This window comes from Streptomyces sp. NBC_00631 (assembly GCF_045206895.1).
Classification (GTDB): domain Bacteria; phylum Actinomycetota; class Actinomycetes; order Streptomycetales; family Streptomycetaceae; genus Streptomyces.
In genome coordinates, this window is record NZ_CP107734.1 from 863,408 (window position 1) to 888,119 (window position 24,712).

The 24,712-nt window shown below is 72.4% G+C and carries 22 protein-coding genes; 9 read left to right on the top strand and 13 right to left on the bottom strand.

Annotated features, from left to right (window positions below):
* Positions 1-100: 100 nt before the first annotated feature.
* From OHB00_RS04105 to OHB00_RS04160, 12 genes are all read right to left on the bottom strand, one after another.
* Positions 101-727: a TetR/AcrR family transcriptional regulator gene (locus OHB00_RS04105; RefSeq protein ID WP_406431308.1), complete on the bottom strand. Its 627-nt coding sequence runs from the start codon at positions 725-727 to the stop codon at positions 101-103.
* A gap of 115 nt (positions 728-842) precedes the next feature.
* Entirely contained in the window at positions 843-1,631 is a 789-nt protein-coding gene (locus OHB00_RS04110) for an enoyl-CoA hydratase-related protein (protein ID WP_406431310.1), read from the bottom strand.
* Complete coding sequence (locus OHB00_RS04115; RefSeq protein WP_406431312.1) at positions 1,628-2,398, bottom strand: SDR family NAD(P)-dependent oxidoreductase; 771 nt, start codon at positions 2,396-2,398, stop codon at positions 1,628-1,630. The genes OHB00_RS04110 and OHB00_RS04115 overlap by 4 nt, the downstream gene beginning before the upstream one ends.
* A complete protein-coding gene (locus OHB00_RS04120) occupies positions 2,395-3,171 on the bottom strand; it encodes an SDR family oxidoreductase (RefSeq protein ID WP_406431314.1) in 777 nt (258 codons plus the stop codon). The genes OHB00_RS04115 and OHB00_RS04120 overlap by 4 nt, the downstream gene beginning before the upstream one ends.
* Positions 3,168-4,382 (bottom strand): acyl-CoA dehydrogenase family protein, encoded by a 1,215-nt coding sequence (locus OHB00_RS04125; RefSeq protein ID WP_406431316.1) that lies wholly within the window; start codon positions 4,380-4,382, stop codon positions 3,168-3,170. The genes OHB00_RS04120 and OHB00_RS04125 overlap by 4 nt, the downstream gene beginning before the upstream one ends.
* Before the next feature lie 12 nt (positions 4,383-4,394).
* Positions 4,395-5,375, bottom strand: coding sequence for a phosphotransferase family protein (locus tag OHB00_RS04130; protein WP_406431318.1), 981 nt, complete (start codon positions 5,373-5,375; stop codon positions 4,395-4,397).
* Positions 5,372-6,583, bottom strand: coding sequence for an acyl-CoA dehydrogenase family protein (locus OHB00_RS04135; RefSeq protein WP_406431320.1), 1,212 nt, complete (start codon positions 6,581-6,583; stop codon positions 5,372-5,374). The genes OHB00_RS04130 and OHB00_RS04135 overlap by 4 nt, the downstream gene beginning before the upstream one ends.
* Positions 6,584-6,626: 43 nt before the next feature.
* A complete protein-coding gene (locus OHB00_RS04140; RefSeq protein WP_406431322.1) occupies positions 6,627-7,775 on the bottom strand; it encodes a thiolase family protein in 1,149 nt (382 codons plus the stop codon).
* Positions 7,772-8,143 carry a Zn-ribbon domain-containing OB-fold protein gene (locus tag OHB00_RS04145; protein WP_406431324.1) on the bottom strand — a complete coding sequence of 124 codons (372 nt, stop codon included), beginning with the start codon at positions 8,141-8,143 and terminating at the stop codon, positions 7,772-7,774. Before OHB00_RS04145 ends, OHB00_RS04140 begins: the two co-directional genes overlap by 4 nt.
* Complete coding sequence (locus OHB00_RS04150) at positions 8,128-8,916, bottom strand: enoyl-CoA hydratase/isomerase family protein (protein WP_406431326.1); 789 nt, start codon at positions 8,914-8,916, stop codon at positions 8,128-8,130. Before OHB00_RS04150 ends, OHB00_RS04145 begins: the two co-directional genes overlap by 16 nt.
* A 91-nt stretch (positions 8,917-9,007) precedes the next feature.
* Positions 9,008-10,141 carry an acyl-CoA dehydrogenase family protein gene (locus tag OHB00_RS04155; protein ID WP_406431328.1) on the bottom strand — a complete coding sequence of 378 codons (1,134 nt, stop codon included), beginning with the start codon at positions 10,139-10,141 and terminating at the stop codon, positions 9,008-9,010.
* Between the two features lie 11 nt (positions 10,142-10,152).
* Positions 10,153-10,959, bottom strand: coding sequence for an SDR family NAD(P)-dependent oxidoreductase (locus tag OHB00_RS04160; protein WP_406431330.1), 807 nt, complete (start codon positions 10,957-10,959; stop codon positions 10,153-10,155).
* Positions 10,960-11,029: 70 nt separating this feature from the next.
* Between OHB00_RS04160 and OHB00_RS04165 the strand changes: the two genes are divergently transcribed.
* From OHB00_RS04165 to OHB00_RS04185, 5 genes are all read left to right on the top strand, one after another.
* Entirely contained in the window at positions 11,030-12,121 is a 1,092-nt protein-coding gene (locus OHB00_RS04165) for an NAD(P)-dependent alcohol dehydrogenase (protein ID WP_406431332.1), read from the top strand.
* Between the two features lie 118 nt (positions 12,122-12,239).
* The gene (locus tag OHB00_RS04170; RefSeq protein ID WP_406431334.1) at positions 12,240-13,619 is read left to right on the top strand and encodes an FAD-dependent oxidoreductase; all 1,380 of its coding nucleotides are present in this window, start codon (positions 12,240-12,242) and stop codon (positions 13,617-13,619) included.
* Positions 13,620-13,783: 164 nt separating this feature from the next.
* Entirely contained in the window at positions 13,784-14,653 is an 870-nt protein-coding gene (locus tag OHB00_RS04175; RefSeq protein ID WP_406431336.1) for a branched-chain amino acid ABC transporter permease, read from the top strand.
* 12 nt (positions 14,654-14,665) lie between these two features.
* Positions 14,666-17,188, top strand: coding sequence for an ATP-binding cassette domain-containing protein (locus tag OHB00_RS04180; RefSeq protein WP_406431338.1), 2,523 nt, complete (start codon positions 14,666-14,668; stop codon positions 17,186-17,188).
* Positions 17,189-17,299: 111 nt separating this feature from the next.
* On the top strand, positions 17,300-18,448 hold the full coding sequence (locus OHB00_RS04185; protein WP_406431340.1) for an ABC transporter substrate-binding protein: 1,149 nt from the start codon (positions 17,300-17,302) through the stop codon (positions 18,446-18,448).
* A 185-nt stretch (positions 18,449-18,633) separates the two neighbouring features.
* Here OHB00_RS04185 and OHB00_RS04190 read toward each other — a convergent pair whose 3' ends face one another.
* The gene (locus OHB00_RS04190; RefSeq protein ID WP_406431342.1) at positions 18,634-20,082 is read right to left on the bottom strand and encodes an aldehyde dehydrogenase; all 1,449 of its coding nucleotides are present in this window, start codon (positions 20,080-20,082) and stop codon (positions 18,634-18,636) included.
* A gap of 186 nt (positions 20,083-20,268) precedes the next feature.
* Between OHB00_RS04190 and OHB00_RS04195 the strand changes: the two genes are divergently transcribed.
* The 4 genes from OHB00_RS04195 (at position 20,269) to OHB00_RS04210 (ending at position 24,697) form a co-directional block, all read left to right on the top strand.
* Complete coding sequence (locus OHB00_RS04195; RefSeq protein ID WP_406445610.1) at positions 20,269-20,757, top strand: TetR/AcrR family transcriptional regulator; 489 nt, start codon at positions 20,269-20,271, stop codon at positions 20,755-20,757.
* 69 nt (positions 20,758-20,826) lie between these two features.
* Positions 20,827-21,651, top strand: a complete 825-nt coding sequence (locus tag OHB00_RS04200) for a maleylpyruvate isomerase family mycothiol-dependent enzyme (protein ID WP_406431344.1) — start codon at positions 20,827-20,829, stop codon at positions 21,649-21,651.
* A 316-nt stretch (positions 21,652-21,967) separates the two neighbouring features.
* Positions 21,968-23,599: a hypothetical protein gene (locus tag OHB00_RS04205; RefSeq protein ID WP_406431346.1), complete on the top strand. Its 1,632-nt coding sequence runs from the start codon at positions 21,968-21,970 to the stop codon at positions 23,597-23,599.
* Positions 23,600-23,602: 3 nt separating this feature from the next.
* Positions 23,603-24,697, top strand: a complete 1,095-nt coding sequence (locus OHB00_RS04210) for a hydrogenase expression protein HypE (RefSeq protein ID WP_406431348.1) — start codon at positions 23,603-23,605, stop codon at positions 24,695-24,697.
* Positions 24,698-24,712 lie beyond the last annotated feature (15 nt).

Here is a 24,712-nt window from a genome sequence, read left to right on the forward strand (position 1 = left end):
AACCAAGAACCTCGAGAACCGAGAAACAACCTGAGTTCAGTTCAGTTTGACTGTAAGACGACCGCCCCGGCCCGGACAAGAGGCGGGACGGAGCCGGAGGCTATTCGGCGACCATGCGCACCACACACCCCTCGATCATCTCGCTGATCTCGGCGAGCGGGATCGCTCCGGTCGGGCGGTACCAGCGCCAGACACTGACGATCATGCCGAGCACGGCCAGGCCGAGCGTGTGCGCGTCCCGCAGCGGGAAGGCGCCCTTGGACATGCCCCGCATCAGCAGGTTCGTCCAGTCCCGCTCGACCATCTGCACCAGCTGGCGTGCCGCGACCCGCTCGGTCTCCTCCCGCTTGGACTTGCGCGGGTTGGCCAGCAGGGACATGTTGGCCTGCAGGATGCGCATCTGGCGGATCTCCTGCTCGGTGACCGCGAAGGCGGAGCGCACCGCGGCGCGGACCTCCTCGACCGGCTCCGTCACGTCCTTCGTGGCCTCGACGAACTGGTCGTGGGAGCGCTGCAGCTCCAGGCGCATGATGGTGAGCAGGCAGTGGGCCTTGGACTCGAAGTAGTGGTAGAGCGCCGTCTGGCCGATGCCGACCCGGTCGGCCACCTCGGACCACTTGGTGCTCTCGTAGCCGTCCTCCCCGAACCGCTCCACGGCGGCCACCAGGATGGCCGCCCGCTTCGACCTGGGCCCCTCCTCCGGATCCACGATCCGTGCCCTTGCCATCGCCTCTCCCTCTGCTCCACGGCCGGTTCCGATCACCGTCCGGTCGTCCGAGAGTAGACCCAAGTTCAGGTTGGCTTCGAATCGACGGGACGCAGGCGACGGGCGGCCCCGCCCGTCACCGTCGAGCGGCACGTGTGAAGTCCGGTGCCCGCCGGTCGAGGAACGCCGCCATGCCCTCGCGTCCCTCCCCGGACACCGCGGCCGCGGCCAGTCGGCGGGCCTCCGCGTCGAGCTGTTCGTCCAGCCCGGCCGAGAACGCGCCGGCGACCAGGCGCCGGGTGACGCCGTACGCCTCGGTGGCGCCGCGCGCCAGCGCCCGTGCGGCGCCCGCGGCCTCTTCCTGGAGCCGCTCCGGTGCGACGACCCTGCTCACGAGCCCCGTCTCCAGCGCCTCCGCGGCGGGCACCCGCCGGTTGGTCAGCAACAGGTCCAGTGCCCGCTTGGGGCCGACGAGGCGGGGCAGCAGCCAGCTCACCCCGGCATCCGGCGAGTACCCGATCGCGGTGTACGCCGCCGTGAAGTGGGCGTCCGCGGCGGCGAAGCCGAGGTCGGCGGCCATGGCGAGCCCGAGTCCGGCCCCGGCGACGGCCCCCTGCACGGCCGCCACCAGCGGCGCGTCGAGGCCGGCGAGGATCCGCAGCGCCCCGTGCAGTGCGTCGGTGACGTCGACGAGGTGTCCGGCCAGCCGCTCCACGGGCAGGGCACCGAACTCCTTCAGGTCGCCTCCCACGCAGAAGGAGGGCCCCCGCCCGGTGAGGAGCACCACCCGTACCCGGGCCGCCGCGCACTCCCGCGCCGCCTCCAGCAGCCCCCTGGCCATCGCGAGGTCGATCGCGTTGCCCGAGCCCCGGCACATCTCGACATGGGCCACCCCGTCGTCGTCGATCTCGGTCGTGATCGTCATCGCGCGGTCCACCCGCCGTCCACGGTGAGCACCTGGCCGGTGCAGTACGAGGACGCGTCCGAGGCCAGGTAGAGCAGCGCTCCGTCGAGCTCTCCGGGTGCGCCTCCGCGCCCGAGCATCGTGCCGCGCTCCACCCAGCGCCGGGAGCGTTCGTCGGCGAACAGCCCGTCGGTCATCTCGGAGCGGAACCAGCCGGGAGCGAGGGCGTTCACGCGCACCCCCGACCTTCCCCACTGTCCGGCCAGTTCGCGTGTCAGGCCGAGGAGCCCCGCCTTGGAGGCGGCGTAGGCGGCCCCTCCGAGCGGGGCACCGGAGACGAGCCCCAGGACGGAGGAGACATTGACGATCGATCTCGTACGGTCATGATCGCGCCGTGCCTCGGCGAGCAGCCGGGCGAGGTGGAACGGGGCCACGAGGTTGACGGCCAGGACGGTCTCGAAGTCGCCGGGACTCTCGTCCTGCGCGCGTACGGCGCCGGGTACCCCCGCGTTGTTGACCAGCACGTCGAGCCGGCCGCTGTGCTCGAAGGCGGTCTCGGCCAGCCGGACGCGGTCCGCCTGCCGCGCCACGTCGCAGACGACCGGGTGGATGCGCGGGTCGCGGTCGGCCAGCTCCTTCAGCCGGTCCGGCCGCCTGGCCGCCGCGAACACGGTGGCGCCGGCGGCCGCGAGCACGGTGGCGAAGCGCGCGCCCAGCCCCGACGAGGCCCCGGTGACCACGGCCGTGCGGCCTTCGAGCGAGAACAGGTTCGCGGTCGCGCCGGTCACCCGTCGACCCCGATCGGCAGCGCGGTCGCCCCGCCGTCCAGGACGAGCGTCTGGCCGGTCATCCAGGACGAGGCCCCGGACGCCAGGAACACCGCCGCGTTCGCCACGTCCTCGACCGTGCCCAGCCTGCGCAGGGGCAGTCTCGCGGTCAGGATCGGCTCCCTGGGCTCCCATACGGCCCGCGCCAGTTCGGTCTTGATCAGGCCGGGCGCGATCGCGTTGACCCTGGCGTGCGGGCCGAGTTCGTAGGCGAGCTGCCGGGTCAGATGGAGCATCGCCGCCTTGGTCGCGTTGTACCAGCCGATGTGCGGATCGACGACCAGCCCGCCGACGGAGGCGATGTTGACGACGGCTCCCCCGTGCTCCCGCAGCCATGCCTGCCAGGCGTACCGGGTCCAGACGACCATGCCGTACTGGTTGACCTCGACGGTCTTCTGGGCCCGCGGTGGGTCGAGGTCGAGGAGGGGGCCCATGTAGGGGTTCGTGGCCGCGTTGTTGACCAGCACGTCGAGCCGGCCGAACCGGCCCATGGTCTCCTCGACGCACCGTTCGGCGTCCTCCGGCCGGGCCGCGTGGGCGACCACCTCGTGCACCTCGCCGTCGCCCTTGACCCGCAGCAACTCCGCGCGGGCGGCGGCCAGTCCGTCCGGCTTGCGGGCGGCGATGACCACGTGGGCACCCGCCTCGCGGTATGCCTTCGCGATCCCGAGGCCGATCCCCCGCGAGCCGCCGGTGATCACGGCCACCCGTCCGTCCAGTACCGGTGCGTTCATGCCGACTCCTCGGGATACCTGGCCAGTTCGCGCCGGGCGACGGTGCGCAGGTGCACCTCGTCCGGCCCGTCCGCGATCCGCAGCGCCCGGGTGATCGCGTACAGCCGTGCCAGCACGGTGTCGTCGCTGACCCCGGCCGCCCCGTGCGCCTGGACCGCCCGGTCGACCACCCGGTGGGCCACCTCCAGCGCGGCCACCTTGATCGCGGCGACCTCGGTACGGGCGGCCGCGTTGCCCGAGGTGTCCATCAGCCACGCCGACTTCAGGACGAGCAGGCGGAGTTGCTCGATCTCGATCCGGCTGCGGGCGATCCACTCGCGCACGACGCCCTGTTCGGCGAGCGGGCCGCCGAAGGCGGTCCGGGTCAGGGTCCGGCGGCACATCAGCTCCAGGGCACGTTCGGCGAATCCGACCGCGCGCATGGCGTAGTGCATACGGCCGGGCCCGAGCCGCCCCTGGGCCAGCGCGAACCCGTCGCCCTCGCCGCCGAGCAGCGCGGACACGGGCACGCGTACGTCCTCGAAGAGCACGTCGCCGTGGCCGCAGCGGTCGGTGTAGCCGAACATCGGCAGGTCGCGCAGGACGGTGATGCCGGGGGTGTCGCGCGGGATCAGCAGCATGCTCTGCCGCCGGTAGGCGGGCGCGTCGGGGTCGGTGACCCCCATCAGGATGATCAGCCTGCAGTCCGGGTCGAGGATCCCGGAGGTGTACCACTTGTGGCCGTTGACGACGTACTCGTCGCCGTCCCGGGTGACGCGGGTGCGGATGTTGCGCGCGTCGGAGCTGGCCACCTCGGGCTCGGTCATGGCGAAGCAGGAGCGGATGTCGGCGGCCAGGAGCGGCCGCAGCCAGCGGTCCTGCTGTTCCGGTGTGCCGAAGAGGGCGAGGAGTTCCATGTTGCCGGTGTCCGGGGCCGAGCAGTTGAAGACCTCGGGGCCGATGACGGAGCGGCCCGCCAGCTCGGCGAGTGGGGCGTACTCAAGGTTGGTGAGGCCCGCGCCCCATGCGCCGTGGGCGAGGAAGAGGTTCCACAGTCCCTCGGCGCGTGCCTTCTCCCGCAGCTCCCGCATGATCGGGGGGAGTCGGTGCGGGTCGTCCGCCTCGGCGAGCTGACGCTCGTGGACGGGCTCGGCGGGCAGGACGTACTCCGCCATGAACGCGGCCATGCGCGAACGGAGTTCCTCGGCCCTCGGGGAGAGTCCGAAATCCATGGTGCGGCTCCTTCAGGACCGTCGGGACCGTTGGGCGAGGATGTCGCCGGCCGTGCGGATCATCGCCGCGATGGTCGGGGGCAACCGCTCCTGGTCGGGATCGTGGTGCTTGCCCTCGCGGTGCCTGCGCAGGTTGTGCCCCATGATCGCGGCCATCTTGGTGCGGGCCAGGGCACGGAACCAGTCGAGAGCGGGAGGTTCGGGACGGCCGTCGAGGTAGGCGGTGAGCAGCTCTTCCTCGGTGGGCAGACCGGGGACGGCGCGGCCAAGGCGGGGGAAGTTTCGGTGGTCGGTGAAGAGGAGGAACCACGCGAGGTCGATGCGTGGATCGCCGTACCCCCAGATCTCCCAGTCGACGACGGCCGCCGGCCGCTCGCCCCGGCACAGGACGTTGCCGAGGCGGAAGTCGCCGTGGGTGAGGGTCAGCGATGCGGGCTCGGGGATGCGTGCGGCCAGGGCGCGCAGCAGTTCCTCGGAACCGGGGCGGAGTTCGTCCGGAACCGCCCGCATGGTGCGGCTCCAGCGCGCCAGCTCCTCCGCCGGGCCGAGAGGTTCGGGAACCTCCGGACTCGCCGTCCCGTGCAGATCCCGCAGCACGCCGGCCAGGGCGAGCATGCGGGTGCGGCACAGTCCGGGGTCCAGGCGGTGTTCGTCGAGGACCGGCTCGACGGCCTGGCCGTCCACGAACTCCATCGCGAACCAGGCGGGTTCGGTCTCGTCCACGGCGACGACGGCGGGGACGGGCACCGGTGATCCGGCGAGCGTGCGCAGGATCCGGGCCTGCCGCAGCACGTCGTTGCGGCCGACGGCCCGCTGCCCCGGCGGCACCGCCTTCACGACGTACGAGACCTCTCCCGCCGTGAGGGAGTAGGTGAGGCCCGAATGTCCGCCCGGCAGGGTGCGCAGCTCCCCTGGCGGCTCGTGCGGATGCCGGTCGGCGAGCCGTTCACGGACCCGCCGTCCGAGTTCGGCCACTTCGGTCGTCGTACTCAACTGGCCGCTCCCTTGGGCTCTTTGGGCAGCCGGAGCACTCGCTCGGCCAGGATGTTGCGCTGGATCTCGTCGCTGCCGCCTGCGATGCGGTAGCCGGGGGCGCCGAGCAGGTGCTCGGTCCAGGCGAAGGTCCCCCACTCCCCCGTGTCGGCGGCCAGCCGCGGTCCGAGGAGCTGCTGCACGAGGTCGGTGGTGGCGCGCATGGTCGCGGTGGCGTGGAGCTTGCCGACCGAGGCCTCGGAGCCCGGTTCGCGGCCGGCCGCCAGGGCTGCCGTCACCCGCAGTCCGGTGAGGCGCTGCACGAGGGCGCGGACGTACAGGTCGGCCGCCTGCTGCCGCTCTCCACCGGTGAGCGGGCGCGGCAGATGCCGGGCGAGGTCGAGGGCGCGCTCGGCGTTGTCCAGGCCGAGACCGCCGGAGTCGAGGCGTTCGGCGGCGAGCACGGTCAGCGTGACCCGCCAGCCCTCGCCGACCGGTCCGAGCCGGTCGGTGTCGGGCACGAAGACGTCGTCCAGATAGACCTCGTTGAAGCTGGAGCCGCCGGTCATCTGCCGGATGGGCCGTACGGTCACGCCCGGCGCGTCCATCCGGACCAGGAGAACCGTGATGCCCGCGTGCTTGAGGGCGTCGGGGTCGGTGCGGCAGACGGCCACGCCCCAGGTGGCGACCCGGGCACCGGACGTCCAGACCTTGTGGCCGCGCACCAGCCAGCCGTCGCCTTCGCGTACGGCCCGGGTACGGACGCCGGCCAGGTCGGAGCCCGCCTCGGTCTCCGAGAAGAGCTGGCAGGCCAGTTCGTCGGTGCGGAGCATGGGACGCAGCCAGCGCCGCTTCTGTTCGTCCGTGCCCCAGACGCGGATGGCGGGAGCGACGAGCTGCTGGGTGACCGGGAAGACCTCGGTGCGCCGCGGCACCTCGAAGGCGGCTTCCTCGGCTCGGTACAACTGCTCGTAGTACGAGGGCAGTTCGCGGCCCCCGTACTCCGGTGGCCAGTCGAGGGCGCCCCAGCCCTGGTCGTACCGGGTGCGCTCCCACTGGCGTGTCAGGTCGGTGTGGGCGCGCTCCTGTGCCTCGGTCCAGTTCTCGAAGACGGCCACCGAGTCGTCGCCGCGGCCCCAGTCCTGGTGCGCGGCGCGCTCCCTCGCCACGCCGGTCAGCCAGTTCCGGGCCTCGGCGCGGAACTCCGCGGGCGCGGGAATGCGACTCATGGTGCCCGGACCTCCCTTCCTTCTCCTCGATGCCTGGATCGGCTCAGCGGGTGAGCACGGTGCAGGCGCTGACGCCCGGCGCCCCGTACACATGGGTGAAGCCGGCCGCCGGAGCACCCGGCACCTGACGTCTCCCCGCCCGGCCGCGCAACTGCTGTACGACCTCGTGGACCTGGCGCAGCCCGGAGGCGCCGACGGGTTCGCCGTTGGCGATGCAGCCGCCGTCGGTGTTCACCGGCAGCGAGCCGCCGATCCCGGTCGCCCCGAACGGGATGAGCGACTCCTGCTCACCGTGTGCGCAGAACCCGCACTCGGCCAGGTGCATCACCTCGGCACCGCTCTCGGTGTCCTGGAGCTGGCACACGTCGATGTCTCCAGGTCCCAACCCGGCCTCCTCGAAGGCGTGTCGGGCGGCGTCCGCGCTCACGCTCACCGGGGTTCCGGGCGGCGCCCAGGGGCTGAACACCTCGAAGGAGCCGAACCGGCGGGTCCGTACGACGGCCGCCCGCAGGGTGACGGGCGTGCCGCCGAGCTCGCGGGCCACGGCACGGCTGCACAGGATCAGGGCGACGGCGCCCTGCCCGGGCGAGCAGAACATGTAACGGGTCAGCGGGTCGTTGACCATGCCGGAGGCGAGGATCTCGTCGGCGTCGAGCGGCTTGCGCCGCCAGGCGTGGGGGTTGAGCGTGCCGTTGGCGTAGGCCTTCTCGGCGACCAGGGCGAGGGTGCGGGGGCTGATGCCGTGGTCGTGCATGTACCGCTGGATCTTCATCGCGAAGAACTGTGTGGTGACCATCAGCCCGTCACGGCCGTAGGCGTCTTCGAGCCCCCAGTCGGCGGGCCGTGGGTCGAAGGCGCCGCGCGGGTGTCTGTCGAAGCCGACGGCGAGGGCCACGTCGGCCGCGCCCGACCGGATCGCGTGGACAGCCGACACCAGTGCGCTGCCGCCGGTCGCGCAGCCGTTGCGGACGTTGGTGAACGGCACTCCGGTCAGGCCGAGTTCGGAGACGAGTGTGTCGGCGTTGCCGGCGGCGTCACTGCCGCCGTACGCGGCCCGCACCCGCGACCACGGCAGTCCCGCGTCGTCGAGCGCGGCGCGCACGGCCCGCACGGCCAGCTCCCGGCCGCTCGCCTCCGTCCGGGCGAAGGAGGTGATCCCGGCCCCGCAGACGAGCACGTCCGCGCCGCTCATACGACGGCTCCGGTGGCCCTCGGCACACCGTCCCCCGCCGTGATGGTGACCGGCATGCCGATCTCGGCGTCCTCGGGCCTGATGTCGAGGGCGGCCAGCACCCTTACGCCCTCCGCGAGTTCGACGTATCCGACGGTGAACGGCGTGAACCCGGCGGCGGGCGGGACGTACGGCGGTGACTTGGGTGCGTAGCGCTGCACGGTCCATGTCCACAGCGTGCCCGTGGCGGAGAGCACGACCGGCTCGGCCGGTCCCCCGCAGCGGGGGCACCCGGGGCGGGCCGGGTAGGCGGCGACCGCACAGTCGGCGCACCGGGAGCCGCGCAGCCGGCTCCCGGTCTCCGCGGCGACGGTCAGCGGCCCTTCCACTGCGGCTCCCGCTTCTCCAGGAAGGCCGCCACACCCTCCGCCGCGTCCTCGGAGTTGAGCATCACGCCGACGGCGAGGTGTTCCATGACCATCAGGGACTGGATGTCCGCGTCGAGACTCCGGTCGATGGTCATCTTGGTGATCCACATGGTGAACGGGCTCTTGTCGATGAGCTGGTCGGCGAACTCCTCGACGGTGGCGTCGAGTTTGTCCGTGGGCGCCGAGGAATTGATCAGACCGAACTCGGCGGCCTCGACGCCGGTGAGCAGCTTGCCGGTGAGCATGAGCTCCTTGGTCTTGCGGACGCCGATCATGCGCGGCACCCGGTAGATCGGACCCGCCCCGCCGAACAGGGCGCGGCGGATGTGGAAGTCGCCGATCAGGGCGTCGTCCGCGGCGATCGCGAAGTCGCAGGAGATCATCAGCTCGAAGCCGCCTGCGGTGACATGTCCTTCGAGGACGGCGATCGACGGTGTCTTCATCGAGTAGAGCCGGTCGCAGACCTTGGCGGAGAGCACCGCGACGTCGATCGCGTTGGACCTGCCGACGAAGTCGGCCTTGAGGCTGTCCAGGTCGAACCCGGAGCAGAAGGTGTTGCCGCGCCCGCGCAGCACCAGGACCCGCAGTTCGGGGTCCGCGTCGACCTCGGTGATGATCTCGTCGAGGCGGTTGAGGATCGGCACGGTCACACAGTTCTTCTTGTGCGGGCGGTTCAGCCAGACCCGCGCCACGTGTCCGTCACGCTCGAACTGGATCTCGTCTTCGACTGCCATGAGCCCCTCCAAACTGAACTGAATTGAGTTCGATTCTGGGGGCGGTGGATGCCCCTGTCAATGGTCGGGAAGATCGGTTACCGGCGAGGGATCAGTCGCCGCGGCCCGCGAGACCGAGCAGGCCGGCCAGACGCAGGGAGTGGTCGTCACCCGTCCCGAACAGCGCTTCGTCGGCCCTGGCGCGCCGCACATAGAGGTGGGCCGGATGCTCCCAGGTGAAGCCGATCCCGCCGTGGAGCTGCACGTATTCGGTGGCGGCCAGGCGATAGGCATGGCCGCAGGCGACCGCTGCGGCGCTCGCGGCCACGGGCAGCTCCGACCTTCGCGCGGCCAGGCAGGCAGTCGCGTAGGACGACGCGGAGCGGGCGCCCTCGACCGCGACGAGGAGGTCGGCCAGCCGGTGCTTGACCGCCTGGAAGGATCCGATGGCCCGACCGAACTGAGTTCGGTGGGATACATAGTCCAGGGTGGCCTCCAGCGCGTGCGCACTGCCGCCCGCATGCTCGGCGGCCAGTGCCACCCGTCCGGCGTCCAGCACGGCGGCGGCGATCGCCGGGGCCTGCCCCGGCTCGCCGACCGGCTCGGCCGCGGCACCCTGGAAACCGACCCGTGCCTGGCGCCGGGTGGGGTCGAGCACGCGGCGAGCCGTGCGACGACAGGTCGCCGCGTCGGGAGCGCAGGCGAACAACCGCTCCCCGTCCGGGGCGCGGGCCGCGACCAGCAGCAGATCGGCACCCTCGCCGTCGGGCACGAAGTCCGCCTCGCCGCGCAGCACCCAGCCGCCGGGACCGCGCTCGGCCGTGACGTGGGCCGGGTGCAGCACTCCGCCGACGGTGGCCGTGCGGGCTCCCGAGGCGATGCCGGGCAGCCAGCGCTCGCAGGCTCGCCGGTCGCCACTGGCCAGCAGGGCCTCCCCGGCCAGCACGACGCTCGGCAGCAGCGGCGCGGGGCACAGGACCCGCCCCGTCTCCTCCAGGGCGACGGCGAGTTCACCGAAGGTGTAGCCGGCGCCGCCGTACTCCTCGGGAACGGCGAGGCCGTGCACTCCGATCTCGCCACCCAGCCGGTCCCACAGCGCCCGGTCGAATCCGCGCGGGCTCGCGGCCTGCTCGCGGACCTGCCCGGGCCCGCAGGAACCGGTGAGCACATCCCGTAGAACCGCTCGCAGTTGGCGCTGCTCCTCGGTCTCCAGCAGCAGCGCGGGATCGACATCGAGCCGGACCATCCGAACCTCCCTCACACCGTGAACCGTCCACCGTTGGCCAGCAGGACCGCGCCCACGAGATTCGCCGCCTCCTCGCTCGCCAGGAACAGCGCGACGCCGGCGATCTCCTCCGGCGTGGCGTACGGCCGGACCCGCGGGTCGGCGAAGCCCCGCCGCAGCGCCGCGGGCGTGCGCGCCGCCATGCCCGTGTCCGTCGGTCCGGGCGCGACCGTGTTGACGCGGACGCCGAACGCGATCGCCTCCTTGGCGACGGCCTGACTCAGCGCGTGCGCACCGGCTTTCGACGCCGCGTAGTGCGGATAGCCGGTCACCGCGTCGAAGGCCGAGGAGGATCCGACAGTCACGATCGCGCCGGACCTGCGGGGCACCATGACGCGCAGTGCGGCGCGCAGCACATGGAAAGTGCCGTCGAGATTGACCCGCAGCACGCGTCCCCACGCGTCGTCGCCCAGCCTCGCGGTCACCTCGGGCGGCCGGTCGTCGAGCAGCGCCTCGGCGATCCACTCCTTCGCGACGGGGTCGTCCACACCGGCCGCGTGCACCACCACGTCCAGCCGTCCGTGCACCGCGGTCGATTCCGCGAACGCACGGTCGACCTGTGCGCGGTCCGCGACATCCATCGTCAGCGCGTACGCGCCGGGCAGTTCCTCGGCCACGGCCGCGACGGCGGTGCCGTCGACGTCGGCCGCGAAGACCCGCGCGCCCTGCCCGGCCAGCCGTCGGGCGACCGCCGCTCCGATGCCGGAGCCCGCTCCGGTGACCAGAGCGACCCGTCCGCCGAAGCGGCCCGCCCGCCCGTCACCGACGTCGTCGTCCATACCGGTCACCTCTCGCTCGATGCCCTCTCGACCCTACTGAACTGACTTCATTTTTGTTAGCGTCTCAGTCATGTCAACAGGCAGGACAAGAGCGGTCCGGCTGACGCGCTGGGGCGGGCCGCCCGTCCTCACCGAAGTGCCGCGGCCCGTGCCCACGGGCGAGGAAGTGCTGGTGCGGGTCGAGGCAGCCGGGCTCTGCCGGTCGGACCTGCATGTCATCGACGCCGCTCCGGGCGGCCTCCCCTATCGCGTTCCGTTCACGCTCGGCCACGAGGTCGCCGGCCGGGTGCTGGCGCGGGGCCCACGGGCGGTGGGTCCGGCCGTCGGGGAACGCGTGGCCGTGTACGGCCCGTGGGGCTGCGGGTCGTGCGCGAACTGCGCGTCGGGGGCGGAGAACTACTGCGACCTGCGCACGGCGCTCGACCAGGCGCGGACCGGCACCGGCGCGGGACTGGGCCGCGACGGCGGGATGGCCGACACGCTGCTCGTCCCGTCCGGACGGCTGCTGGTCCCGGTGGGCGACCTGGACCCGGTCCAGGCGGCACCTCTGACCGACGCCGGGCTCACCGCGTACCACGCCGTCACCGCCGTAGGGCACTCGCTCACCGACGGCGCGAGCGTGGTCGTTCTCGGCATCGGCGGACTGGGACACCTCGCGGTCCAGATCCTGCGGGCCACGACGGCCGCGCAGGTGCTGGCCGTGGACGTACGGGAGGAGGCGCTGGCGTTGGCCGAGGCCTGCGGCGCGCACTTCGGGACGCTGTCGCGGTCCGACACCGCCCAGGTCCTGCGGGCCCGGACGGGCGGGGCCGGGGCGGTGGCCGTGCTCGACTTCGTCGGCAGCCGCTCCAGTCTGGAGCTCGCCGTCGGCGTGCTGCGGGCGGGCGGGGAACTGGCCGTGGTCGGCAGCGGGGGCGGCGCACTGACGGTCCGGAAGCCAGGGGCGCTCCCTCCCGGGACGCGGATCTCGCTGCCCTTCTGGGGCACGGTGCCCGAACTCGAACGCGTCGTCGCGCTGGCCCGTGCGGGCTCCCTGCGCGTGGAGGCCGAGCGGTACGCACTGTCGAGCGCGCCGGAAGCGTTCGAAAGGCTGCGCGCGGGCGCGGTACGGGGGCGCGCCGTCGTCGTTCCCGACCGAGTTCCCGGCGGAGTCCTCGACTGAGGCGCCGACCCGGCCGAAACCGCACCGACGCGGCGCACTCCCACCGACCCCTCGACTACAGAAGTGAGTTCAATTAGCGTCTTGTCCCACTCACTGACGCAAAGGCGGTGGACGGCCCATGGGCGCGGACACAGTGGATCTGCTGGTGATCGGTGGCGGCATGGCCGGGCTCTCGGCCGCCGCCCGGGTGGCGGCCGAGGGCGGCTCGGTGGCGCTGGTGGAGAAGGCGGAGCGCACCGGAGGATCCGCCCGCTTCGCCGGTTTCATCTGGACCGCCCCGACGATCGAGGAGCTGCGCCGGGTCAATCCGGACGGTGATCCGGAGCTGGCCGCGGCCCTGGTGGACGGGTTCGCCGACGGTGTGGCCTGGGTCCGGTCGCTCGGCGTGGAATGCCGGCCGCAGGTACCCGTTCTCGGCTTCGGCCGCGGGCACCAGGTCGACACCAACCACTACCTCGACACCTGCGAGCGGCTCGTCCGGGACCGGGGCCAGGAGGTGCTGACCGGGATCTGGACCCAGGCTCTCCTGACGGAGAACGGCAGGGTGACGGGGGCCGAGTGCTTGCTGCCGGACGGCTCGGCACGCCGGATCGAGGCGACCTGGACCCTGCTCTCGACGGGCGGTTTCCAGGGCGATCCCGGTCTGCGCGCCGAGCACCTCCACCCGCAGGCCGCGGACCTCGCGGTGCGGGCCAACCCGCACAGCCGCGGCGACGGACTCGCGCTCGGCCGGGCCGCGGGGGCCCGGTTCGGCAAGAAGGACGCCGGTTTCTACGGCCATCTGATGCCGGCGGGCGTCTCCCTCGCCGACCCCGCGCGCTTCGTCGACCTCGCCCTCTACTACAGCGAGCACGCCCTGCTGTTCGACACGACGGGCGAGCGCTTCGTCGACGAGACGATCGGCGACCACCTCACCACCATGGCCCTGCTGGACCGGCCGCAGGCCCGCGGCCTGCTGGTCGCGGACGCGCGCGTGCACCGGGAGTGGATCAGCGCCTCGTACGTCGAGGGGATCCCTGGTGTGGACAAGTTCCAGCTGTGCCATCGCGCCGGTGCCCGCTGCGCGGTGGCGGACGACCTGGAGGACTTCGCGTCGATGCCCGCGGAGTGGGGCTATCCCGGCGCCGTGATCCGTGACCGCATCAAGGAGTTCAACGCCACCGCGGCCTCGGGCGGCGCCCCGGCACCCGGGCGCCTGCTGGACTTGCGCCCGCTGGACGAACCGCCCTTCTACGTCATCGAGGCCGCCCCGGCGGTGACGTTCACCTTCGGGGGCCTGCTGATCGACGCGCAGGCCCGCGTCCTGGCCGGACAAGGAGAAGCGGGTGGCGTGGGCACCGGCGGGTGGGGGCCGGTCCCCGGACTGCTCGCGGCCGGCGCGGACGCGGGCGGGCTGTACCGGCGCGCCTACGCGGGCGGCCTCGCCCCGGCGCTGGTCTTCGGGCTGTCGGCGGCCCGGACCGCGCTGGCCGGGAAGCCGACGGCCGGCGGGAGCTGACACCGGGCCGGGCGGCGCACACAAATCCGGTGCACGAGTCTTGCCCGCCCGGCCCGGCACTGCCTAGCGTACTGAATTGAGTTCACTTTGATTCGGCGCCGCCCGCCGTGCCGGGAAAACCCGCACGCGTGGCGTGAAACGCGCTCTTCCCCGAGGGAGGGACTGTGAGTCAGTTCCTGCTTGTCCTGGTCAGCGGTGTGGCGAGTGGAGCCGTGTACGGCCTCCTGGGCCTCGGGCTGGTCATCATCTACCGGGCCACGGATGTCGTGAACTTCGCGATGGCGTCGCTCGCGACCCTGGGCCTGTACGTGGCGGTCTCGCTCCACGACCGCGGCGTGGCGACCGCGTTCGGCCTCCTCGCCGCCGTCGCGGTCACCGTGGCGGCGGGCCTGCTGGTGCGCGAGGCCGTGATCCGGCCACTGGGTCAGGGACAGCTGTTCTCCGCGCTGGTCGTGACCATGGGAGTCTCGCTGATCGCCGAGAATCTGGCCGGATCGGTCTGGGGCGAGCAGCCCCGGGACTTCCCCGACCTGGTGAGCGGCACGGTGCGTTGGTCGGGCGCGGCGCTGCCGGTGCAGAGCCTGGTGACGATCGGTGTCGCCGCGGCGGCGATGGCGCTGGTGGGCTGGCTGTTCTCCCGCACCACGCTCGGCTCGGCCATGCGCGCCGTGGCCGAGTCACCCGGGACGGCCCGGGTCGTCGGCCTCGGCGCCCAGCGTCTCGCCCGGATCTCCTGGGCCCTCGGCCTCGCTCTGGCCGCGCTGGCCGCGTGCCTGTACGCGCCGCGCTCCGGCCTGGCGACCACGACGCTCACCGCACCGCTGTTCCGGGCCTTCGCCGGGATCTTCCTGGGCGGTCTGACCAGCATGTACGGCGCTGTCGTCGGCGGGCTTGCCATCGGTGTCCTGGACAACCTGGCGGCGAACTACGTCTCCGCCAGCTTCCGCGACACGTTCGTGTTCTCGTTCACCGTGCTGGTGCTGCTGATCCGCCCCCAGGGCGTGTTCGGCACCCGCACCTTCCAGCGGGTCTGAGGGGTCGCATCCATGGTCTTCAACCGTTCCGTCCTGGCGAGGGCCGCCCTGGGACCGGCCGCCGGCGCGGTGCTCATGGTGTTCATGGCGGCCGGGGCCATCCCCGCCTACCAGATGTACTCGGTGGCGCTGGCGGCCGTGTACACGATCGTCGTCCTGTCGGTCGGCCTGCTCGCGGGCTGGTCCGGCATCTGGTCGGTGGGCCACCCCGCGTTCTTCGCCATCGGCGCCTACTTCGCCGCGTACGGCAGCGCACACGGCTGGGCCCTGGAGACGGTGATGCTGGGGGCGATCGCCGCCGGCGCCGCCCTGGGCGCCTTCCTCGGATACGCGGGCGCCAGGTTCTCGGTCCTCTACATCGCACTGCTGACCCTCGCCTTCACCACGGTGACCCTGGAACTGGTCAACCGGTGGAGCAGCGTGACCGGCGGCGACCAGGGAGTCCCGGTACTCCAGCTGCGCAGCGCCCTGGGCCTCGGCACGTTCCCGGGCGGCGGCACCGCGCCCCAGTACCTCGCCGTGGGCGCGGCGGCCGTGGTCCTGGCCCTGGCCGTGCCCGCCCGCGCCTCGGCGCTGCGGATGCGGCTGGTGGCCGCCAAGTCGCATCCCATGGCCGCCCGTACGGTCGGTATCGCGCCGGAGGCCCAGTCGTCGCTGTCGTTCGCGGTGAGCGGTGCGTGCACGAGCTTCGCGGGCGTGCTGCTCGGCCTGATCACCGGGTTCGTCAGCCCGGACCCGTTCTCGCTCGCCTTCGGCATCTCACTGATCGCGGCGTGCGTACTCGGCGGGGTCGGCTCGGTCCTCGGCGCCGTGGCCGGCGGCATCTACCTGACCTGGAGCCCCTCGCTCTCCTCCACCGTGGGGATGCCCCAGCCGGTGGTCCAGGGCATCGTACTGATCGCGATCCTCCTCTTCCTGCCCGGAGGAGTCGTACCGTTCCTCGCCGGGCCCGCGCGGCAGGTCCTGCGGCGCGTGCTGCGGCGGCCGGATGCCTGGCAACCTCCGACCCCGGAACCGCCCGCGCCCGTCCCTGAGCCCGCCCCCGCTTCCGAAGGTCCTGCCCTCCTCGACCTGGAGCACGTGTCCGTCTCCTACGGGGGGCTCAAGGCCCTGGAGGACGCCTCGCTCTCCGTGCGGCAGGACGAGATCCTCGCCGTCATCGGGCCCAACGGGGCGGGGAAGACGACGCTGTTGAACGTGCTCTCCGGACTGACCGGCAACGGACGCGTGAGCGGTACGGCCGACTTCGCCGGCCGGCCACTGCTGAGGGCCAGGGCGACCGCGCGCCGACGGCTGGGGATCGGCCGTACCTTCCAGCACGCCGAGGTCTTCTCCGAACTCACCGTCGCCGAGAACGTGTTGTGCACCCGCCGCCGTATCAGGGCCCGCGACCGGGACGCGGTCGCGCGGCTGCTGCACTCCGTGGGCCTGGCGGACGTGGCCGACCGCCGCCCCGCCGAGCTGCCCTTCGGCCTGCAGAAGCGCCTCGACCTCGCGCGGGCGATGGCCGAACGGCCGCGGCTGCTGATCCTGGACGAGCCCTTCGGCGGGCTCGACGCGAGTGAACGGGCCTTGCTGGCCCAGCACATCAGGCGTCTGAACGCCGACGGCACCGCCGTGGTCGTCATCGACCACGTCCTGGACGACCTCTTCGCCGTCGCCCACCGGGTGCTCGCCTTCGACTTCGGCCGCACCATCGGCGACGGCACCCCGGACACCGTGCTCCAGGACCCGCGGGTGCGGTCGTCCTACCTGGGAACGGTCGGCAACCGGGCCCGGCTGCCGGACGCCGTGGGCGAACAGAGCCTGATCCGGCTGCGCGGGGCAGGCCACTCGTACGGCGGTGTGGTCGCCCTGCGCGACGTCGACCTCGACGTCCGCGAAGGACGCGTGCTCGGTGTCGCGGGAGCCAACGGCGCGGGCAAGAGCACCCTCGCCGGAATCCTGCACGGCTCGCTCCGGCCCGCCCACGGCGCGCGGGAGGCGGGCGGCTCCGTCCGCACGAGTCTGGCTCCGGAGGGCCGCGGACTGTTCAAGACGCTGTCGCTGCGCGAGAACCTGGAGGTCGCGGCGTACGCGGCCGGCCTCACCGGCCCGGCGCTGCGCGAACGGCTGGCGGAGACCGTCCAGTGGCTGCCTGCCCGGCTGCGTGACCGGATGTCCGCCCCGGCCGCCGGGCTGTCGGGCGGCGAACAGCAGATGCTGGCCATCGCCCGCGCGCTGATCGTCCGGCCGGACGTCCTGATCGTCGACGAACCGGCTCTCGGCCTGGCCCCCGCCCTGGTGGACGAGGTCTACGACCGGCTGGTCAGGCTGACCCACGACGGCTTGACGGTGGTGCTGCTGGAGCAGTCGCTCAGCCGGGCCATGGCCGTCTGCCACGAGGTGGCCGTCCTGCACGAGGGCGTCGTCGCCGCTCAAGGCCTGCCGGGCGACCCGGGGTTCGCGGCCCTGGCCGAGTCGGCGTACTTCAACGGCGGCCTGGAGCCCGCCACGACCGCGGCGGCCACCGCCCGGCCCTCCCGAGTGAAGTGAAAACCCGTTGTGACCGTTGTGACCGTTATGACCTTGTGAACGAGGTGGACCGTGTTCCGGACAACCAGCAGATTCCGCCGTGCGGCGGGAGCGACAGCCGTTCTCGCCGTCATGGCACTGACCGCAAGTGCGTGCGCGGGTAAGGACTCGGCGTCGGCGGGCGGCGACTCCTCCGAGATCCACATCGGCGCGTGGCTGCCCCTCACGGGCTCCACCGCCACCTACGGCGTGGCCGAGAAGGTGGGTGCCGACGCGTACTTCAAGATGCTGAACGCCCAGGGGGGCATCAACGGCCGCAAGGTCGAGTGGACCGTCAAGGACAACGCGGCCGACCCGCAGCAGACCGTGCAGATCGCGCGTGAACTTATCGGCCAGGACAAGGTCGTGGCCATCGTCAACGCGAACGGCACTTCCCAGGCGGAGGCGGCCTTCCCGTTCGTCCTCAACCAGTCCAAGGTGCCGGTCCTCAACGAGGTGGGCGGCGCCGAGAACTGGTACAGGCCGGCGCGCGCCGGCCTGTTCGGCACCCAGACCCTCTACGAGGACCAGGCCGCCGCGATCGCCGCGTGGGCGGTGCAGGACGGTGCGAAGAAGATCCTCGTCGTGCACAGCGACCCGGCCGCGTTCGTGAACGTGGCCGAGCAGGTGGCGCCCGTCGCGAAGAAGCTGGACCCGTCGGTCGAGGTCGACCGGCTGCCGGTCAAGTACCAGACCACCGACTACACACCGGTGATCAGCAAGGTGAAGTCGGCGAAGCCGCAGGCGGTCATCCTGATCCTCACCTCGCCGGAGGCGGCCGCCTTCCTCAAGGAGGCCAAGCTGCAGGGTCTCTCCCTGCCCACGTACGCCTACGCCCCGGTGGCGGCGGAGTCCACGATCGCCCTGGCCAAGGACGCCGCCGAAGGCCTCAAGGCCGTCCAACTGGTCAAGGCGCCCTCGGACGACGACCCCGCGGTGAAGGAGTTCCGGACCGCGATGGCCAAGTACGAGCCCGGCCAGACCGCGGGCTTCCTCGCCCTGTGGGGCTGGAGCAACGCCAAGGTGTTCGCCGAGATCGCCAAGACCGTCAAGGGACCCGTCACGGCCCAGTCCCTCACCGCCGCCTACCAGAAGGCGACCGATGTGGACCCGGGGGTGTCGCCGGTCATGAGCTTCAGCGCGAGCAACCACCTGGGGACGCGCAGCGTGCAGAAAGTAGAGGTGAAGAACGGCGTCTGGACATCGGTGGGCGACTTCTACACACCCCCGGCACGCGACTGAGCCCTTGGCCCCGCCGCGGTGGTGCGGTTCGCCCCGAACGGGCACGCCGCGCCACCGCGCATGTCCGGTAGTCCGGGTCGACTCGGCGTCAGCGCACGAGATCGCACTCTTCCGGTTCCGGAACGGGGTCGGCGCTGCCTGCGGCGGCGTCGCAACCGCCGCCCGGGCCCGGGGCGGGTGCCGGATCAGGAGCCGGATGCCGCCAGCGTCACCGCCTTGTACTCGACGTACTGGGCGAGCCCCACGGCGCCGTACTCGCGGCCGATGCCGCTGGCCTTGTGGCCGCCGAACGGGCCGTCGAAGGAGATGGGGGCGCCGTTGACGGTGACCGTGCCGGTACGCAGTCGGCGGGCGACGTCCAGGGCACGGGTCTCGTCGGCGGACCAGACGCCTCCCGAGAGCCCGTACTCGGAGTCGTTGGCGATGCGCACGGCGTCGTCCTCGTCGTCGTAGGCGATGACCACGAGGACCGGGCCGAAGATCTCCTCCTGGGCGATCCGCAGGGAGTTGTCGACGTCGGCGAACACGGTCGGTGTGACGTAGTTGCCGTTCTCCAGCCCCGGCGGGACCTGGGGGCCGCCGGTGACGAGCCGGGCGCCCTCCTTGATGCCGAGCTCGATGTAGTCGCGCACGCGCTGCTGCTGGTCCCGGCGGACCATCGGGCCGATGAAGGTGCCGGGGTCGGCCGGGTCGCCCACCTTGAGCGACTCCACGAGGTCCTTGAGGGCGGTGACGACCTCCTCGTACCGGCCGCGCGGCGCGAGGACGCGGGTCTGGGCGATGCAGGACTCGCCGTTGTTGAGGAGGGAGGCGAACTTCAGTCCCGGTACCGCCCGGTCGAGGTCGGCGTCCGGCAGGATGATCGCGGCCGACTTGCCGCCCAGCTCCAGGCTGACCCGCTTCAGCTGCTCGCCCGCGATGGCGGCGATCCTGCGGCCGGCCCGGGTCGAGCCGGTGAACGCGATCTTGTCGACATCGCGGTGCGAGACGAGGTACTCACTGGTCTCACGGTCGGCCGGGAGCACGCTGATCACGCCTTCCGGCAGCCCGGTCCGCTCCAGCAGCTCCGCGAGCAGCCCCATGCTCAGCGAGTTCTCCGGCGACACCTTCAGAACGACGGTGTTCCCGGCCAGCAGCGCGGGGATGATCTTCGCCATGGCCGCCGAGAACGGGGAGTTCCAGGGGATGACGGCGGCCACGACACCGATGGGCTCGCGGCGCACCACGGTCCGGACCGCGGCGGCGGAGTCCAGCGTCTCCTCCCAGCCGAACCCCTCCGCCGCCCGGAGATAGGCCTCGGCCTGCCGGGTGAGCCCCGGCTGGCCTGCCCTGGTGAACCAGCGGGCCGAGCCGTTCTCGGCCGAGACGAGGTCGGCGATCCTGTCGGCGGCGGCCTCCCGCAGGGCGTTCAGCCGCCGTATGGCGGCGATGCGCTCCGCCGGGGCCGTGCGCGGCCAGGGGCCCTCGTCGAAAGCGGCTCGGGCGGCGGCCACGGCACGGTCGACGTCGGCGGGCCGGGCCTGCGCGGCACGGCCGATGACCGCCTGGTCGTGCGGCGAACGGATGGCGAGGAGCTCAGGGGCGCTGGGCGCCGTCCACGAGCCCGCGATGTAGAGACGGTCGTAAGTGATCATGTGTCCTCTCCCGAGAATTCGAGCGAGCCGGTGCCGATATCTGTCACTCCAATGTAGCACTTACGCCTGTCACAGTCGCATCATTGAGGCAGCAGGCCAGTCAGGTTCCACATCTCCGGATATGCTCTGCGCGTGAGAGCCGACGCAGCACGCAATCTGGAAGCCGTTCTGACGACCGGGGCCCGTATGCTCGCCGTCGATCCCGGCGCGAGCATCGCCGCGATCGCCGCCGAGGCCGGTGTCGACCGGCGCACCGTCTACCGGCGGTTCGCGTCCCGCGAGGAGCTGCTGGCGGCCATCTACGAGGCGCGGTACGACGCGGTCGAGCGGGCCGTCGAGCACGCCAGGCTGCGGGAGGCCCCGGTCGCCGTGGCGCTGCACCGGTACGTCGAGGAGATCATCGACGTCAATCGCAGATGGCCGGTGGAGCTCACCCGGCTGCGCGCGGACGACGTGATCCGGGAGCGGCGCGACGCCCTGGTCCGGGAGGTCGACGCCTTCCTGCGGCGGGCCACCGACGAAGGGCTGCTCCGTGACGACCTGCCTCTCGCCTGGGCGAGTTCACTGCTGCCCCAGCTCATGCATCTGGCGTCGCAGCAGTTGCCCGAGCTCACCGCGGCCCAGGCCGCCGACACGGTCGTCGACACCTTCCTGCGGGGGCTCGGGGCGCGGTGATCGCCGCGGGGGTTGTGGTGCGCCCACGCGTCTGATTGGGTACCGCGCGACAGAACAGGGGGGACCGGCGTGGATCAGGCGGCAGGGCAGGACGTCGGCGGGGCGCTGCCCGCAGGGCTCGGACGGGCGATAGGGGAGACCGCCGCCGACATCGCGGCCGTGCTCGACGGCGTCGCCGAGACGAGTACCGCCGTACCGGGATCGCAGTGGACGGTCGGCGAGGCGGCCGCCCATCTGGCGCTGGCCAACGAACTGATGGCCGACCTCGCCGAAGGGCGGGAGCGCCCGTACGGGGACGGCACGCCGCAGGGCCTGGCGGCGGCCAACGCCCAGTCCCTGGCCGGGTTCGGGGAGCGCGGGGCGGCGCCGCTCGCGGCGATGATCACTGCGCAGGCGGAGCGCTGCGCCGACGCGCTGGCCGTGACGGCCGACGGCCCGCCGCCGGTGACCCCGTTCGGCCCCATGGAGCGGTCCGTCCTCGCCTCCTATCTGCTCACCCACATGCTGGGCCACGGCTACGATCTCGCCCGTGCGCTGCGCCGCCCGCACATGATCGACGCCGAACGGGTCAGGTTGTGCATGCCGTTCCTGCTCTCGGTGATGCCGGCCGTGGCGGACGGCCCGGCCACCGCCGGTCTGAGCGCGCGTTACGCCGTCCGGCTGCGCGGTGGCGGCAGCGCCTTCGGCGTCACCTTCGCGGACGGTGCCGTGGAGGTGGCACCGGAACCGCGCGACCGCCCGGACTGCACGATCGTCATCGATCCCGTCGGCTTCCTGCTCATCGCCCTCGGCCGCCGCAACCCGTGGCTGGCGATGAGCCGGGGGCAGGTGCTCGCCTACGGACGCAAGCCCTGGCTGGGGCCTCGCTTCCCCGCCCTTTTCGTCGCGCCCTGACCTCGCGTCGCGTGCGGGGACGCAGTCGTGGCCCAGGTCGCCGGCATCGTGCTCTCAGTCCGGCGGCTGATCCGGCGCTCCACCCTGTGATCCGGTGTTTCTCCTTGTGATCCGGTGTTTCGCCTTGTGATGCGGTGTTTCACCTTGTGATCCGGTGTGTCGGCCGCTGATCCGATGCTCCGCCCGCCGACCCGGCGTGCCCCCAGGCAGCACCCCCCGTCCGGCCTAACGCCGCTCGGCCAGAGGAGGCGAGCGGGCGTGACCGGTGTGACGGTGGTGGAAGGTATGGGCGCGCGCACGGATCCGAGGAGGCTGCATGACCGAGGGACTGGTCGACGGCAGAGCGCCCCGCACTGCCCCGGTGGACGGCTCCGGCCGCCCCGCGCCGACCTTCGAACAGATGAGTGCCGTTGCCGATGCCGTGCTCTACGAGGGCTACCTCCTCTACCCCTATCGGCGGTCCTCGCCGAAGAATCGTGCCCGCTGGCAGTTCGGGGTCCTCTTCCCCCGGGACTGGGTGGAGGCGGACGGTCCGGTCAGACCGGGGGTGTCGGGTTCGGCGGACTCCTGGTACCAGCAGACGGAGTGTCTGCTGCGGGTGCGCCGGCCGGATGCGGCCGAACGGCTGCGGGTGCGGGTGCGGGTGCGGTATCTGCAGGTGCAGCACAAGCAGGTCGAGGACGGTGCCGGGCGGCCTGTCGAGTCGCTGGCGTGTGACGACGGGACCGTGCGGCTGACCTTCGAGGAGGCGGTGGCGCGCGAGGCCGACCTCACGATCCCGCTGGACGAGGACGAGCACCGGTTTCCGGTGGGGTCCCCGGCCGGCACCGACACGCAGGAGCTGCCTTCGGGCGCGGGGCGGATCGTGCGGCGCCGGGAGGAAGTACGGGCGAGTACCGTGCTGGTGGCCGAGCGGCTCGGCGAGGACCTCTTCCGGCTCCGGGTGCGGACCGCGAACGAAGGGCGTGCCGGGGATCGGCACGCCTCACGCGACCGGGCCCTGCGGCACGCGCTCATCGCCACCCACACCCTTCTCGGCGCCGAGGGCGCGGAGTTCGTCTCCCTGATCGATCCGGGCCCGGCCCTCCAGGAGGCCGCCCGGAACTGCCGCAACGACTTCACCTTCCCTGTGCTCGGTGGCGCTCCCCCCGCCAACGCCCCCGAGGACGGCTCGGTGTCCGCTCTGCTGCTCTCCTCGCCGATCATCCTCCCCGACCATCCGCAGGTGGCGCCGGAGAGCCCGGGGGATCTGCACGACGCCGGTGAGATCGACGAGATCCTCACCCTGCGCACCATGCTGCTGACGGAGGAGGAGAAGCGGGAGGCCCGGGCCACCGACCCGCGGGCCGCCGAGATCCTCGACCGGGTCGACACCATGCCACCGGAGGTCTTCGAGCGTCTGCACGGCGCCATCCGCTCCCTCAGCCCGCTCGGCGAAGCCGCAGCACGCGAAGCCTCGGCAGGCACACCGTCCGAAGCCGAAGCCGCAACCTCAACCGATGGCGGCTCCCTCGGCGCAGCTCCCGGCACCCGAGGTCCCGGCCGCGCACGCCCCGGCGGCGACAGCTCGCGCGCCGAGCGTCCCGCCTGGTGGCAGGAGGGCGGCGACGACGGGTTCTCCCCGGCCACCGACACGGTCCTCCTCGGCGGGGTGCGGGTCGGCGGCGGCAGCCCGGTGCGGCTGCGCCCGCGCGGCAGGGGCGCCGACGCCCAGGACATGTTCCTGGCCGGCCGGACCGCGACCGTGGCCGCCGTCTTCCACGACGTGGACGGCAGTACCCACCTCGCCGTCACCGTGGACGACGATCCGGCGGCCGAGCTGCACGGCTGGTACGGCCGTTTCCACTACTTCCGGCCCGACGAAGTCGAGCCGCTCGGGGGCACCGACGTCCCGGATCCAGCGACGGCAGCCGAGCCGTCCCCGGGGCCCACTCCATCGGAGGCCTAGCGCATGAGCACCAGCAACAACGGCACCACGGCCGTCCGCGGCGAACCCGGCCGCGCCGACGGCGAGCACCAGGGGTTCGACGAGATCACCATCCTCTGGATCTCCGAGGGCATGAGCTGCGACGGCGACACCGTCTCCGTGACCGCGGCCGACCAGCCCTCCATCGAGGACGTGGTCCTGGGTCTGATCCCGGGGATCCCGAAGGTCAACCTGGTCAACAAGGTGCTCTCGCCGAGCCTGGGCGGCGAGGACTTCCTCGCGCCGTACCGGGCGGCCGCGCGGGGCGAGCTGGAGCCGTTCATCCTCGTCATCGAGGGCTCCGTCCCGAACCAGAACATCATCGAGGGCGAGGGCTACTGGACGTCCTTCGGCAACCACCCGGAGACCGGTCAGCCGCAGACCCTCAACGACTGGATCGACGAACTGGCGCCCCGGGCCTGGGCGGTGGTGGCCATCGGTACCTGCGCCACCTTCGGCGGTATCCACGCGATGGCCGGCAACCCGACCGGCGCGATGGGCCTCGCGGACTACCTGGGCTGGGACTTCAAGTCGCAGGGCGGGCTGCCGGTGGTGAACGTCCCGGGCTGCCCGGTCCAGCCGGAGAACTTCATGGAGACCCTGATCTGGGTGCTCTACCACGCCGCCGGCACCGCTCCCCCGCCGCCGCTGGACCACATGCTGCGGCCGCAGTGGCTGTTCGGCAAGACGGTGCACGAGGGCTGCGACCGCGCCGCCTACTACGAGCAGGGAACCTTCGCGAAGGACTACAACTCGCCCAAGTGCCTCGTCAAGGGCGGCTGCTGGGGTCCGGTCGTGAACTGCAACGTGCCCAAGCGGGGCTGGATGGCCGGCATCGGCGGCTGTCCGAACGTCGGCGGAATCTGCATCGGCTGCACCATGCCGGGCTTCCCGGACGCGTTCATGCCGTTCATGGACGAGCCGCCCGGCGGCACCCTCTCCTCGCTCGCGATCAAGCCGTACGGGGCGGTCATCCGCAGGCTGCGCGGCTTCACCAACGAGCTGGTCAACCACGAGCCGAAGTGGCGCCACAACAAGCGCAAGCTCACCAGCGGCTACGCCCCGCGCTGGCGCCCCTGACACGCAACGGCCAGT

Coding starts and splice junctions, on each gene's coding strand:
- OHB00_RS04105 (WP_406431308.1), bottom strand. CDS start 727: ATGGCAAGGGCACGGATCGTGGATCCGGAGGAGGGGCCCAGGTCGAAG.
- OHB00_RS04110 (WP_406431310.1), bottom strand. CDS start 1,631: ATGACGATCACGACCGAGATCGACGACGACGGGGTGGCCCATGTCGAG.
- OHB00_RS04120 (WP_406431314.1), bottom strand. CDS start 3,171: ATGAACGCACCGGTACTGGACGGACGGGTGGCCGTGATCACCGGCGGC.
- OHB00_RS04125 (WP_406431316.1), bottom strand. CDS start 4,382: ATGGATTTCGGACTCTCCCCGAGGGCCGAGGAACTCCGTTCGCGCATG.
- OHB00_RS04135 (WP_406431320.1), bottom strand. CDS start 6,583: ATGAGTCGCATTCCCGCGCCCGCGGAGTTCCGCGCCGAGGCCCGGAAC.
- OHB00_RS04140 (WP_406431322.1), bottom strand. CDS start 7,775: ATGAGCGGCGCGGACGTGCTCGTCTGCGGGGCCGGGATCACCTCCTTC.
- OHB00_RS04150 (WP_406431326.1), bottom strand. CDS start 8,916: ATGGCAGTCGAAGACGAGATCCAGTTCGAGCGTGACGGACACGTGGCG.
- OHB00_RS04155 (WP_406431328.1), bottom strand. CDS start 10,141: ATGGTCCGGCTCGATGTCGATCCCGCGCTGCTGCTGGAGACCGAGGAG.
- OHB00_RS04160 (WP_406431330.1), bottom strand. CDS start 10,959: ATGGACGACGACGTCGGTGACGGGCGGGCGGGCCGCTTCGGCGGACGG.
- OHB00_RS04165 (WP_406431332.1), top strand. CDS start 11,030: ATGTCAACAGGCAGGACAAGAGCGGTCCGGCTGACGCGCTGGGGCGGG.
- OHB00_RS04170 (WP_406431334.1), top strand. CDS start 12,240: ATGGGCGCGGACACAGTGGATCTGCTGGTGATCGGTGGCGGCATGGCC.
- OHB00_RS04180 (WP_406431338.1), top strand. CDS start 14,666: ATGGTCTTCAACCGTTCCGTCCTGGCGAGGGCCGCCCTGGGACCGGCC.
- OHB00_RS04185 (WP_406431340.1), top strand. CDS start 17,300: ATGGCACTGACCGCAAGTGCGTGCGCGGGTAAGGACTCGGCGTCGGCG.
- OHB00_RS04190 (WP_406431342.1), bottom strand. CDS start 20,082: ATGATCACTTACGACCGTCTCTACATCGCGGGCTCGTGGACGGCGCCC.
- OHB00_RS04195 (WP_406445610.1), top strand. CDS start 20,269: ATGCTCGCCGTCGATCCCGGCGCGAGCATCGCCGCGATCGCCGCCGAG.
- OHB00_RS04205 (WP_406431346.1), top strand. CDS start 21,968: ATGACCGAGGGACTGGTCGACGGCAGAGCGCCCCGCACTGCCCCGGTG.
- OHB00_RS04210 (WP_406431348.1), top strand. CDS start 23,603: ATGAGCACCAGCAACAACGGCACCACGGCCGTCCGCGGCGAACCCGGC.